The 13,181-nt window shown below is 48.6% G+C and carries 11 protein-coding genes and 4 tRNA genes; 9 read left to right on the forward strand and 6 right to left on the reverse strand.

Features of this window, described 5'->3' with window-relative positions; all coding sequences use genetic code 11:
- Positions 1-51 precede the first annotated feature (51 nt).
- On the reverse strand, positions 52-516 hold the full coding sequence (locus tag LRP49_RS09265) for an Lrp/AsnC family transcriptional regulator (protein ID WP_274141810.1): 465 nt from the start codon (positions 514-516) through the stop codon (positions 52-54).
- 189 nt (positions 517-705) lie between these two features.
- Here LRP49_RS09265 and LRP49_RS09270 point away from each other — a divergent pair, with 189 nt between their 5' ends.
- Positions 706-1,779, forward strand: coding sequence for a PLP-dependent cysteine synthase family protein (locus tag LRP49_RS09270; protein WP_274141811.1), 1,074 nt, complete (start codon positions 706-708; stop codon positions 1,777-1,779).
- Positions 1,780-1,831: 52 nt separating this feature from the next.
- Here LRP49_RS09270 and LRP49_RS09275 read toward each other — a convergent pair whose 3' ends face one another.
- On the reverse strand, positions 1,832-2,500 hold the full coding sequence (locus LRP49_RS09275) for a pirin family protein (RefSeq protein WP_274141813.1): 669 nt from the start codon (positions 2,498-2,500) through the stop codon (positions 1,832-1,834).
- Between the two features lie 365 nt (positions 2,501-2,865).
- On the opposite strand from LRP49_RS09275, the gene LRP49_RS09280 reads away from it, so the two are divergent.
- The 3 genes from LRP49_RS09280 (at position 2,866) to queC (ending at position 6,314) form a co-directional block, all read left to right on the forward strand.
- Positions 2,866-3,951: an anaerobic sulfatase maturase gene (locus LRP49_RS09280; RefSeq protein WP_274141815.1), complete on the forward strand. Its 1,086-nt coding sequence runs from the start codon at positions 2,866-2,868 to the stop codon at positions 3,949-3,951.
- A gap of 55 nt (positions 3,952-4,006) precedes the next feature.
- On the forward strand, positions 4,007-5,506 hold the full coding sequence (locus LRP49_RS09285) for a sulfatase family protein (protein ID WP_274141816.1): 1,500 nt from the start codon (positions 4,007-4,009) through the stop codon (positions 5,504-5,506).
- Between the two features lie 121 nt (positions 5,507-5,627).
- Complete coding sequence (queC, locus tag LRP49_RS09290) at positions 5,628-6,314, forward strand: 7-cyano-7-deazaguanine synthase QueC (protein ID WP_274141817.1); 687 nt, start codon at positions 5,628-5,630, stop codon at positions 6,312-6,314.
- Between the two features lie 60 nt (positions 6,315-6,374).
- On the opposite strand, the gene LRP49_RS09295 is transcribed toward queC, so the two are convergent.
- Entirely contained in the window at positions 6,375-6,734 is a 360-nt protein-coding gene (locus LRP49_RS09295; RefSeq protein ID WP_274141818.1) for a DUF805 domain-containing protein, read from the reverse strand.
- Positions 6,735-7,173: 439 nt separating this feature from the next.
- On the opposite strand from LRP49_RS09295, the gene LRP49_RS09300 reads away from it, so the two are divergent.
- On the forward strand, positions 7,174-7,686 hold the full coding sequence (locus LRP49_RS09300; RefSeq protein WP_274141819.1) for a peptide-methionine (S)-S-oxide reductase: 513 nt from the start codon (positions 7,174-7,176) through the stop codon (positions 7,684-7,686).
- A gap of 35 nt (positions 7,687-7,721) precedes the next feature.
- Here the strand turns inward: LRP49_RS09300 and LRP49_RS09305 are convergent, their stop codons facing one another.
- The 3 genes from LRP49_RS09305 to LRP49_RS09315 form a co-directional block, all read right to left on the reverse strand.
- Positions 7,722-8,039, reverse strand: coding sequence for a DUF1244 domain-containing protein (locus tag LRP49_RS09305; RefSeq protein ID WP_274141821.1), 318 nt, complete (start codon positions 8,037-8,039; stop codon positions 7,722-7,724).
- Between the two features lie 125 nt (positions 8,040-8,164).
- A complete protein-coding gene (locus LRP49_RS09310; protein WP_274141823.1) occupies positions 8,165-11,290 on the reverse strand; it encodes a multidrug efflux RND transporter permease subunit in 3,126 nt (1,041 codons plus the stop codon).
- Positions 11,291-12,361, reverse strand: coding sequence for an efflux RND transporter periplasmic adaptor subunit (locus tag LRP49_RS09315; protein ID WP_274141825.1), 1,071 nt, complete (start codon positions 12,359-12,361; stop codon positions 11,291-11,293).
- A 283-nt stretch (positions 12,362-12,644) separates the two neighbouring features.
- On the opposite strand from LRP49_RS09315, the gene LRP49_RS09320 reads away from it, so the two are divergent.
- From LRP49_RS09320 to LRP49_RS09335, 4 genes are all read left to right on the forward strand, one after another.
- A tRNA-Tyr gene (locus LRP49_RS09320) sits at positions 12,645-12,729 on the forward strand.
- Positions 12,730-12,796: 67 nt separating this feature from the next.
- Positions 12,797-12,881, forward strand: a tRNA-Tyr gene (locus LRP49_RS09325).
- A 65-nt stretch (positions 12,882-12,946) separates the two neighbouring features.
- A tRNA-Tyr gene (locus LRP49_RS09330) sits at positions 12,947-13,031 on the forward strand.
- A 65-nt stretch (positions 13,032-13,096) separates the two neighbouring features.
- A tRNA-Tyr gene (locus LRP49_RS09335) sits at positions 13,097-13,181 on the forward strand.

Genomic DNA, 13,181 nt, shown 5'->3' on the forward strand with positions numbered 1-13,181 from the left:
TACATCAGGTCTATTTTCCGCCTGATTTAAATTGCTGTTACGTCCAATATGTTACAAAGGCAGTGCTGTCGTGTACTTTAATGGTTCCATCGCAAAGGTAGACGTCACGTTAGTGAGCCCTTCAATGCTATTCACCAGCTTTTTATAGAAACGGTCATAGGCCGACATGTCGGCGACTTGCACCTTCATCATGTAATCGTACTCGCCGGCCATGCGGTAGCACTCCATCACTTCTGGAAACGGGGTGACAGCATCGACAAATTTTCGATACCACGCCTCTGAATGGTCGGACGTTTTGATGTGTACAAACGCAGTAAATGAGAGGCCCAATGCTTCAGGGTCAAGCAACGCGACCCGCTTTCGCAATACACCACTCTCTTCCAAACGCTTTAAACGCTTCCAGCACGGCGTGGTGGTAAGGTTCACGTGTTCGGCAAGTTCAGACAACGACAATGAGGCATCTCGTTGTAACCAGTCAAGCAATTGTCGATCTACTTTATCTAGTGAAATTGTCATTGGGACAGACCATTAAAAGGACAAATATTCTACTTAGACATAGTAAAGGGAAATTTTTTTCTTTTCTAAGTGATTTTGTATATGAATTTTCCACAAAGACGCATTTTTACCCAACAAATAGCAAAAAAATACTCTTAACAAGCACTTATAGTAATCCTATCCCTACGCCTATTGAGAGAAGCAACAATAATGAAAAACAAATGCTGTTCTGCTGCTACCTGTAACTGGACGTGCGAAGCAATCCGTAAAATTGAAGCGGATGTACAACGCTCTGCCGATACCCATTTGATCAAATTGGATCTGCCGTATTTCGAAGAATGCGATATCGACATCTACCTAAAAGATGAAAGCACGCACCCAACGGGCAGCCTGAAACACCGCCTTGCACGCTCACTTTTCCTCTACGGTTTGTGTAACGGCTGGATTAACAAAGACACCACCATCATTGAATCTTCATCAGGCAGCACCGCCATTTCTGAAGCCTACTTTGCTCGTCTGCTGGGATTGAGATTCATCGCGGTTGTGCCAAAAACCACCGCTAAGAAAAAGATTGAACAAATCCAGTTCTACGGCGGTGAAGCGCACTTTGTTGAACGCTCAGACGAGATTTATGCGGAATCACGCCGCTTGGCAGAAGAACTGAACGGTCACTACATGGATCAGTTCACTTACGCCGAACGCGCAACCGACTGGCGCAGCAACAACAACATCGCGAACAGCATTTTTAGCCAAATGACGTACGAGCGTTACCCAGTGCCAAGCTGGATTGTGATGAGCCCAGGCACAGGCGGTACCTCTGCGACCATTGGCCGTTTCATTCGCTACCGTTGCCACCACACCAAATTGATGGCGGTAGACCCAGAAAATTCGGTGTTCCATGAGTTCTACAAAACCGGTGATGCAACACTGACGTTGGATCGCGGAGGAAAAATTGAAGGCATTGGCCGCCCTCGCGTAGAGCCAAGCTTTATTCCCGGTGTTATCGACCGCATGGAAACCATTGCTGACGTTGACAGTGTCGCAACCGTTCACTGGTTGGAAGGCATTCTTGGCCGCAAAGCAGGTCCATCAACGGGTACGAACCTGTTTGGTGTATTAAAACTTGCGGAAGAGATGAAGGCTAACGGCGAAAAAGGTTCACTGGTTACTTTGCTTTGTGACAGCGGCGATCGCTACCTAGACACGCACTTCGACGACAACTGGGTAGCCGAAAACATTGGCGACATCTACCCAACGTTGGATTACTTGAAGAAATTCAATTAATCACCCTGAAAAAGAAAAGGCGTTTTATACGCCTTTTCTTTTTGCGCCCACATTAGGCCTCAATAAGCGTCAGGTGCACATCGTCCGAGTCCACCACGAGAAAGCCACCGTTTCCTGACACCAACGTACCGTCTTTCACTAAATTATCATCAATCAGAGCACGACCATTTACCGCATAAAGCATATAGTTTTCCGGTAGCGATACTGTTTGCCCTTTCGTTAGTAAACCGACATAGATACGGGTAGACGATGAAAAAGTATCTGCCTTGCCACTGGGGTCATCCCCATAGATCTGTGTGAGTTCACCCAAGGCGATTTCATAGCTTTTGTAATCGGCACGCTCTCCGGCCGTTTCAGGCAAAGCCCATACTTGCAGTAACCTGCAGCGAAATTCAGCAGGATTGATTTCATTGTGACTAAACCCTTCCCCACCTGCGCGCTGAACCTGTACTTCATTCGCTTTCAGTGAACGACCATGCTTCATCGACCCTTCATGTTGCAGGTCGCCTTCAAGCATCACGGTGATCACATCGACTTCGCGGTGGCTATGCATTTTACTCTCACCGAAAGGCAGATAACGCGCATCTGCCAGATAGACAAACTGCCCCAGCCCGTCCCATGTGTTGCCATTGCCACCTAGCTTTTTGTCTACCACTAAACGGGTTTCTTCGATACCTGCAAACCCGCCTCTCGGCAGGCTGTCTCTTTCCAGTATTTTCACGCTTACGTCCTTGTATTTATGGGTATGATTAGTTTGCATGCGTAGAAAAAAATATCACCTGTAGGATCAGACAGGTGACACGTTTCGCGGTATATGCACAACGAACCCTCACGATTTCTTATCAGCCTCATAACATTTAAAAATCATAGCGTTAGCCAGAATTTCAGTCAGCCGAAAGAATAATGACTGGGAGACTGGTTTTTCTGCACTCGCCTTATTGACCTTTCACACAATTCCGAAAGAAAACCATTTCTGCGCAAACGTTTACACGCTATAAGTTCACGCAATTTTTTCAGGGTTACTGCCTGACGATTCGCAACAGAAAAACGCGCGTTCGCAACAATAAAAAGAATAAGGAACACCCCATGAATGCTAATAACTTCACCGTTATGGCAAAGCCTGTCAGTGATAAATGCAACCTAAAGTGCGAGTACTGCTTTTACCTTGGCACGGCGGAATCCCTTTCCAGTAAACCGACAGAATGCATGTCGGACGAGACGCTCGAACGCTTTGTTCAGCAATACATTGAGGATGCTAATGCGCCTCAGGTGAGTTTTGTCTGGCAAGGTGGCGAACCTACTTTGGCCGGACTCGATTTCTTCCGTAAAGCCGTTGCCTTACAGCAAAAGTACGCCAACGGGAAAGTGATTACTAACTCACTGCAAACCAATGGCATCGCTATCAATAAACAATGGGTCGCGTTTCTAAAAGAGAACCAATTCTTAGTCGGTATTTCGCTTGATGGTACTCAAGCGGCACACGATAAATACCGCATTACCCTTTCTGGCGGCGATACCTACCAGAAAGTGAAACAAACCGTTCAGATGTTTAATGAGGCAGGCGTGGAATACAACGTGCTCTGCACCGTTAACAGTGCCAACTGGAACAAAGGTAAGCAGGTGTACAACAACATCAAACAGATGGGTGCCCGCTTCATTCAGTTCATCCCTGTTGTCGCCTATCACAAAGGAAAGCCGCTTGGTTTTACTGTGCCAGAAAAAGGCTTCGGCACTTTCCTCACTGACGTGTTTAAAGAGTGGGTCGAAGGCGATATCGGCTTTATGTTCGTGATGAACTTTGAAAGTGCCATGTCATCACACGCCAACGGCTACCCGCTTATCTGTTTCCACAATAAAGAATGTGGTTCACCGTTTGTCATTGAATCCAATGGTGCCGTTTATTCCTGCGATCACTATGTGGAAGACAAATACCAGCTCGGCAATATTGCCGACACCACCTTCTCTGACGCAGCGGCGAGCCAAAAGCATCAGGCATTTCTGTCTCTTCGCAGCACCAAGTACTGCCAAAAGTGTGAGTTCCTGTCTGTGTGCAATGGCGGCTGTCCGAAACACACGAAACCAGACGGTTCCAACCACCTTTGTCAGTCCTACAAGACCTTTTTCAAGAACACCCAAAGCACCATGAAGTACATCGTAAATAACCTCCTTTAAATAACGTGACGCTCTTTTTTATTTAAAGGACGATTTAAACCAAAGAGTAAAAATAATGAGAAAAACCAAACTAGCGAGTGCAATTGCACTGGCTGCACTGGCGACAACTGCGTGTGCCAGTAACCCTGCAACAACAGCAAACACAGCTGAAAAGCCAAACGTTGTGATTTTCTATGTTGACGATTTGGGCTACGGCGACCTTGCGTCGTACGGCCACCAAATCGTGAAAACGCCAAACATCGACAAACTGGCGCAAGAAGGTATCAAGTTCACCCAGTACTATGCACCTGCTCCACTTTGTTCGCCTTCTCGTGCAGGTCTGCTGACGGGTCGTACGCCTTACCGTACCGGTATTCGCTCTTGGATCCCAGACAGCCAAAACGTACACATTGGCTGGGGTGAGCGTACGCTGGCGCACATGCTGAAAGACGAAGGCTACAACACCGCATTGATGGGTAAAGTGCACCTAAATGGTGGCGCGCACATGACCGAACACCCACAAGCGGCAGATCTGGGCTTTGACTACTCGTTCGCGATGTACGCGGGCTGGCAGAAAAATGCGAAGGTAGAAAAACCACGTGCAGACGGCAGCCTGCGCCACGGTAAGATTTACCCAGACAACTTCATTCGTAACGGCAAGCCTGTTGGCGAAACCCATGACTATGCAGGTGGCGTAGTTGCCGATGAATCCATCGAGTGGCTGAGCAGCATCAACAAAGAAGACCCGTTCTTCCTGTACGTGCCGTTCCCAGAAGTACACACCCCAATTGCATCGCCAAAAGAATATTTGGACATGTACAGTGACTACATCACTGAATTCGCTAAAGAAAACCCAGACCTGTACCACTGGGATTGGAAAGGCCAACCTTACCGTGGTCAGGGCGAATACTACGCCAACATCACCTACATGGATGCGCAGGTAGGCCGTATCGTCGCCAAGCTGAAAGAGATGGGTGAATACGACAACACCATCTTCCTGTTCTCGTCAGACAATGGCCCAGTAACCCGCGAAGCGCGTAAGCCTTGGGAACTGAACATGGCAGGTGAAACTGGCGGTCTGCGTGGCCGTAAAGACAACCTGTTTGAAGGCGGTATCCGCGTTCCTATGATCATGGCGGGCCCTGGCATCAACGCAGCGTCACAATCTCATGAGCCTGTTTACGGTTTGGATGTGGTACCGACGTTGTCCACGATGATCGGCTTTGATCTGCCGACTGACCGTGTGATCGACGGCGTATCCATCACGGATACCTTTGAAGGCAAAGAAGTTGCGCGTACCAAGCCAATGGTTTGGACCATCGACATGCCGTATCAAGACGATCCAATCAACGAATACGCAGTGCGTATCGACGATTACAAGCTGATCGTTGACCGTGATGGTAAAGGCAAGTACCTGTTCAACATCGAGCAGGATCCGTATGAAGTGTTCAACTTGATTGGTAAAGCTGAGTACAAAGGTAAGCTGGAAGCCATGACCAAAGCTTACGCGGAATACCGCAAGGATATTGAAAACGACAACATCCTGCTAAACCATTACGCGAAGCCTAAAGCGTAAGTTTGTGTTGCCTCCAACAGAACGTTGGAGGCACTTTCCTCTCTTCCCCTCATAGAGCTGCACGCACAGTTGCGGTACACTTCGCCTCAAGCAAATGAACTCTCCGGTTAAGGATTTAGCCATGAAAAAAGCGGTAGTCGTCTTCAGTGGTGGCCAAGATTCAACAACATGCCTGATTCAGGCTCTGTCTGAGTTTGACGAAGTACACTGTATTACGTTCGACTATAACCAACGCCATAAGCAAGAGATCGACGTGGCCTGTGACGTCGCGAAAGCACTGGGTGCCACCTCGCACAAAGTGATGGATGTTGGTCTGTTGAATGAGCTTGCGATCAGCTCGCTGACCCGTGACAGCATTCCTGTTTCTCACGAGTTACAGGAAAATGGCCTGCCTAACTCTTTCGTGCCAGGCCGTAACATTTTGTTCCTGACGCTGGCGGGTATTTATGCCTATCAGTTAGGCGCAGAAACCGTGATCACGGGCGTGTGTGAAACGGACTTTTCTGGCTACCCAGATTGCCGCAACGACTTTGTCCAAGCGATGAACAATGCGCTGGTGTTGGGTATGGATCGTCAACTGGAAATTCGCACACCACTGATGTGGCTGAACAAAGCAGAAACGTGGGCATTGGCGGATAAATACGGCAAACTGGACTTCGTTCGCGACCAAACCCTGACCTGCTATAACGGCATGATTGGCAGCGGTTGTGGTGATTGCCCCGCGTGCGACTTGCGCCAAAAAGGCTTAGATAGCTACCTGAATGACAAAGACAGCGTCATGGCTGATCTGAATAGCAAAAGTCAGTAATTCTTTTTAAAAGAAAGCGGCAAAAACCTCATGGGTTTTTGCCGTTTTTTATTGCGCTGATTACGCCAATTTCGGATTCATACCAAAGTGGTTGGTGCCGTCAGCACCTTTCAAGAAACCACACTCAATTAGCAGCCAAAGCGCACCAATGACGGGAACAAAGCCAATCAGCACCCACCAACCACTCTTACTGCGGTCATGAAAGCGTTTAACATAAAGTGCCGTCGCTTCCCAAATACTTAACACTAAGGTCACTGCCAGAATGCCAAAACCCGCCACCGTTGGCATGTTTGTCGTCATATCAAAGGTCATTGAAAAAGCGACAAAAAGAATGATGTTTTGAATCAGCATCACCAGCGAACCAAGCCAAAATTGTTTACGACCGATGCGTCCTTTAAACGAAAATAGTACGTTTTTCACTGTTATCCCTGTTTCTAAAGATGGTTGTATTTGCTCCCTTGGACTTGCAATGGTGATTTCTGTTGAAGCGAAGGAGAGCGATTCAAAATGTATCGCCAACGGGCAAACACTGGCGTGTCCCAGAGGCGGCGAAAATATACCAGCACAGTGTGAAAAATGTCTTGAAAAACAGATAGTTTAAGAATGGGAATTTTAACAAATTGAACAATTTGCGATAGAGATGAAAGATTGGGAAAAACCTGATGAAGCAGTATCACAATTAGTTATTATGATCATTGTCAGTACGTGAGTTCAGTGCATGCCGTGCTGTTTTAGGTATCAATTTTTCGTACTCAAAACACGCTACACCTTGCCCAACTGGTGGCAATTTCTCATTTTTTGAAAGAAGACGGCCAATACGCAGGTTTACTTTAAAAACGAGATAAGGAGGCACGTTTATATGTATATCGCAGTCAGCGGGACCTGTTATTGGTGTATGGAAGCCGTCTTTCGCGCATTGAAAGGAGTGAGTCGCGTTGAGCAAGGGTTTGTGAAATCACGTGGGAACAAAGACAGTGAAGCCGTGTTTTGCTTCGTGGACGTATGTTCTATTTCGCTGAAGGACGTTGTCAGCGTTCATCTTGCCACGCATGCATGTACCGCAAACCACAGCAGCAGGAAAAAATACCCGAGTGCGATTTACCCTGTATCCGCCAACGACACCAAGCTTGTTACTGCAGCCTTGGAAGACAGTGCTAAAGCGTTTGATTTACCCGTGGTAACCGAAGTTCGCCCCTTTGTTGCCTTCTACCCCACTAAACGCGCGCAACAGAATTATTTCTGGCGGCAAACAGAGAAACCTTTTTGCCAAGGGACCATTTTGCCAAAATTGCAGGCACTCGCATTGAGCCACCCTCACCTGCTAACCGCAAGTGCCATGACGTTCTTACAGGGCACGCTGACAAGCAGATAAAAGAAAAGCACCCTAGGGTGCTTTTTACTTCACGCTTACTTGTTTTTTCGCGCTTCCTGACGCGCGTTGTACGCCGCCATTTGCTCATCCGTTGCAGGCGTCTGGTGATTCGCTTTCCACTCACTGTAAGGCATGCCATAGACACGCTCACGTGCAGCATCATCGCTCACGTCCACACCTAATTTATCGGCTTCTGCTTTGTACCACTTGCCCAGACAGTTGCGGCAAAAGTCAGCAAGTATCATCAGATCGATGTTCTGCACGTCTTTGTTGTTGTCGAGGTGAGACAGAAAACGACGAAACGTCGCGGCATCCAGTTGATCTTGTTGTTCTTGCGTCAATTTCTCTGACATGACTTTATTCCTGTGTTGTTTTTGGTTTACCCGATAACCATACCAGTGGTTGCGAAATCCATAAAGAAAATGCCAGCCCCTTTTAAGGTGCTGGCATTCAAATTTATGCGTAATGAAATGCGTTATTACACATCAAAGTCGCCATGACTGTGACGGTGCGGTTGCATCGCTTTCAACTCCGCATTCAGTTTGGCTTCCACATAACCCGGCGATTTCGTTTTCACCGATAGCAGACGGTACATCGCAGGGATCACGATGAGCGTTACCGCTGTCGCAAATGACATACCCGCAAAAATCACGGTACCTACAGCCACACGGCTTTCGAAACCAGCACCTGTCGATACAATCAACGGAATCGCGCCAATGATGGTAGTAAATGCCGTCATCATGATTGGACGAAGACGACGCACAGACGCATCAATGATCGCTTGTTCAAACGCCACACCGCGGTCACGAAGCTGGTTAGCAAATTCGACAATCAAGATACCGTTCTTGGTCACCATACCTATCAGCATGATCATACCGATCTGCGAGTAGATATTCAGACCCAGCTCCGCAAATTTCAGACCGACCAAGCCACCAAAAATACCCATAGGGACGGTTAACATAACAACCAATGGGTTGATGAAGCTTTCAAACTGAGCGGCAAGAACAAGGTATGCCACAAGCAACGCCAATCCAAAGACCACCAGCATGCTGCTTTGGTTGTCTTTAAACTCCGCTGACTCACCCGCATAACTAATGGTGATATCAGAAGGCAGAAGCTCAATCGCTTTGGCATCCAAGAAGGTCAAGGCATCACCCAAGGTGTAGCCATCGCCCAAATTCGCTTTCAGCGTGATCGCTTTTTGCTTGTTGAAGTGACGAAGCATTTGCGCTGACGCAACTTCTTCCACTTCCGCCAAGGTATCTAAACTCACCAGATCACCCGTTCGGGTGCGCATGTAAATCTGGCTCAGGTCGTCTTTGCTGCTAAAGCGGGATTCGTCACCACGCAGGTAAACGTCGAACTCTTCACCACGATCAACAAACGTGGTTTCCGTACTGCCACCCAGCATGATTTCCATGGTGTTCGACACTTCGTCCACGCTGATACCCAGTTCAGCCGCACGTTTACGGTCGATTTTCACCACCAGCTCAGGCGTGGTTTCTGCATAATCCAGATCTGCGCCACGGAGAATCGGGCTGGCTTTCGCTTCATCCAGCAACAACTGCGCCCACTTGTTCAGCTCTTGGTAATCTGGACCACCAAGAACAAACTGAACAGGCTCACTCGAACCACCACGGAAACCCGGAATAAAGGCGCGAACGAAGATGTCAGGGATACCTGCCAGTGCCGTTTGAACGCGGCCAAGTACATAGCCGGCTGTCACATCACGGTTGTCCCAATCTTCCAGCTGCATGATCACAAAACCAGTCTGATCACCAGCCATACCGCCAAACGCGGGAGCCTGCAAACTGATTGACGTCAGCAGCCCTTCATCAACCAATGGCAGAAGACGACGCTCAACTTCTTCCATGTTACCAACCATACGGTTGTAAGCAGTACCTTCCGCGCCTTTCACAAAGGCCATCAGCACACCGCGGTCTTCTTGAGGCACCAGTTCAGCCGGCAATGCTTTCATCAACGCAAAGCTACCGCCAATACACGCAACAATCACCAATGGTGCCGCGAAACGCGCTTTGACCGAGAAGCTCACCACTTTGCGGTAACCGTTCTCTAGGTATTCGAACAAGCTGTCAACCATACGGTTGAATGCGCCGCGCTTCACGTTCGCTTTAAGGATCTTACTACCAAGAACCGGCGTCAGAGTGAGTGCAACCACGGATGAGAAGATCACTGCCATTGCCAGCAATACCGCGAACTCGGTAAACATCTTGCCGACCATGCCATCCATAAAGGAGATTGGCAGGAATACCATCACCAGTACGGCGGTTGTTGCCACAACGGCAAAACCTACTTCGCGGGTACCGTTAAACGCAGCCACCAGCGGCGTATCGCCTTTCTCAAGGTGGTGGAACATGTTCTCGACGACCACGATGGCATCATCCACCACCAGACCGATAGCCAGAATCAATGCCATCAGGGTCAAAAGGTTAATCGAGAAGCCTAAGAAGTACGCCGCGATAAATGCCGAGATCAGAGAAACTGGCACAGTGACCGCAGGGATCAGTGTCGCACGCGCCTGACCGATAAAGATGTAGAGGATCAGGACAACCAAACCACCTGTCACGAACAGCGTGCTGTATACCTCAGCAATTGAGCGTTCGATGAACACGGTAGAATCATAGTCCACCCAAAGACTGGTACCGACTGGCAGGAACGGCTGCATTTCATCAACCAACTCACGCACGCCGACAGCAACATCCAATGGGTTCGCATCAGACTGAGGCACAATGCCCAAACTCAGGTTGTTGATGCCATTGTTCTTGTACGTCGCATTTTCATTCTGCGAACCTACGTAAACGTCAGCAACGTCTTTCAGGTAGATTGGGCTGCCATCGCTCGCTGTGCGCACAACGAGGTAACCAAAATCTTCAGGCGTTTGGTACAAACGCTCGGTTCGAACCGTCATCTTGGTGATGTCGTTACGGATTTCACCGCCCGGACTTTCCAAGTTTTCGCTGCGTAGTGCCGCAGTAATGTCTTGCGTGGTAACACCGCGACCTGCCATCGAAATCGGGTCTAAACGCACATACATCACTTTATAAAGTGCACCGTATAGTTCGACCGAACTCACGCCATTTAATAGACCGAACTTATCTTCCAGCACGCGTTGCGCGTACTCGGTCATCTGGGTCCGGTCCATTTCCGATGAAGCAAGGTTGATATAAATGGAGGCTTCACCCGAACCGTTCGATTTAGACACGATAGGTTCATTGGCTTCGTCAGGTAAGCGACGCTGTGCACGCGCTACCGCGTCACGCACATCACTCACGCCTTCCGTCAAATCCCAATCAATGTTGAATTCCACGGTAATGCGTGACATGCCATTGCGGCTCACCGAGGTGATTTCTTCAATACCGCTGATACCGGAAAGCTCATCTTCCAAAACCTGTGTGATTTGGCTTTCCATGATGCTGGCAGAGGCACCGGAATAAATGGTCAGTACTGACACCACCGGGCTGTCGATATCTGGGTATTCACGTACCGCCAACTTACTGAACGACACGATACCAAAGACAATCAACAGCAAGCTCAGAACGATTGCGACTACAGGTCGCTTAACGGAGACATCCGAGAGCCACATTTATTTGCCCTCGCCCTTGGCTGCGGTCAAATCGTTCACTTTGGTGCCATCACGCATGCTTACCAAGCCTTGAACGACAATGCGATCGCCAAGATTTAGGCCACTTTCGACAGTAACGCTGTTTTCTACACGGGCACCAAGCTTCACTTCGGTGCGATGTGCAGTACCCGTATCATCGACACGGTAGACAAAGCGTTTAGTACCTGAGTATTCGATAGCCTGAACAGGAATAATGGCATTCACCTGCGGTTCAAACGCCAGAGTTGCTTCCATCATCATGCCTGGACGCAGCAGACGCTCTTGGTTATCGATGTTGATGCGAGCACGAAGATTCAACGAGTCGTTGTTCACGCGAGAATCAACGGCAGACAATTCACCTTCAAAGCGTTTCCCTTTCCATGCCTTTGACTTGGCGGATACGTCGATATCCTTGTTCAATTCACTCATGTATTGCTCTGGCACGTTAACGTCCAGTTGCATTAAAGAGAGATCATCAAGGTTAACCAGTGCTTCACCCGCTGACACCAGTTGTCCACGGGTAATATCTACAAGCCCTACAGTACCTGCAAATGGCGCAGTAATGCTGTGATCATCAAGATCCGCTTTTGCAGCATCCAGACGCGCTTTAGCAATATCAACGCTTGTCTGTTGGGCATCCAACTCCGTTTTGGTCAACGCACCGCGTTTATGGAGCTTGGTAAACTCACTCAATTTACGTTGTTCATCTTTATAGAAGGCTTGCGCTTCAGAAACTGAAGCCTGAGATTTGGCTGAATCCAACGTAAAGAGTGTTGCGCCCTCTTCGACACGCTGCCCGGCTTTCACCAGAACAGACGCAATCTTGCCACCCAGCTCAGGGGCAATGACAACGGAGTTTTCGGATTTCAGGTTACCAATCAAAGAAAGGCTACGAGCCACAGGGTGCTCTTGGACTTGTGCAGTTGCGACAGCAATCGCTGGACGCGCACGATTTGGTGCAGGTTGATCTGCTGCTTCTGGTTTACCCTGCCAAGCAAAATAGCCGGCGGTGCCAAGTACAACAACTGCTGTGAAAAGGACTTTGTTCTTCATTGTGATAACCGTATATGACAACTGGCGATAGTCTACTCTATGCCTATCTCACGTGCGGTAAAGAAATGTAAATCTAGAAAAAGAAATCCCCCGCAGATGACTTAGACCCAACCGCTGATAATTACTCAAATTTCACGCAATTTGATTGCCTTCTATCAACAAAAATTCATTTCCTCCGTACGTAAAATGCGCTAACGCCGAAAAAAACAGCAAACGCACGGCATTTTCAAGAAAAGTACTTTACAGTCCCTCTTCGTTTGATAATATGCGCCCCGCACAGCGTGGTGGGATTCCCGAGTGGCCAAAGGGATCAGACTGTAAATCTGACGGCTCCGCCTTCGAAGGTTCGAATCCTTCTCCCACCACCATTTACTGCGCTTCATGGCGATGTTCGTTTCGATTTCCGCGGTGCAGCAGACAATTAGAATAACTCGTGGTGGGATTCCCGAGTGGCCAAAGGGATCAGACTGTAAATCTGACGGCTCCGCCTTCGAAGGTTCGAATCCTTCTCCCACCACCATCTTTTAGCTTCGCGGCGATGTTCGTTTGATTTCCGCAGCGCAGCAGACAATTAGAATAACTCGTGGTGGGATTCCCGAGTGGCCAAAGGGATCAGACTGTAAATCTGACGGCTCCGCCTTCGAAGGTTCGAATCCTTCTCCCACCACCATCTTTTAGCTTCGTGGCGATGTTCATTTGATTTTCGCGGCGCAGCAGACAATTAGAATAACTCGTGGTGGGATTCCCGAGTGGCCAAAGGGATCAGACTGTAAATCTGACGGCTCCGCCTTCGAAGGTTCGAATCCTTCTCCCACCACCA

Source organism: Enterovibrio qingdaonensis (assembly GCF_028683135.1).
GTDB classification, from domain to species: domain Bacteria; phylum Pseudomonadota; class Gammaproteobacteria; order Enterobacterales; family Vibrionaceae; genus Enterovibrio; species Enterovibrio qingdaonensis.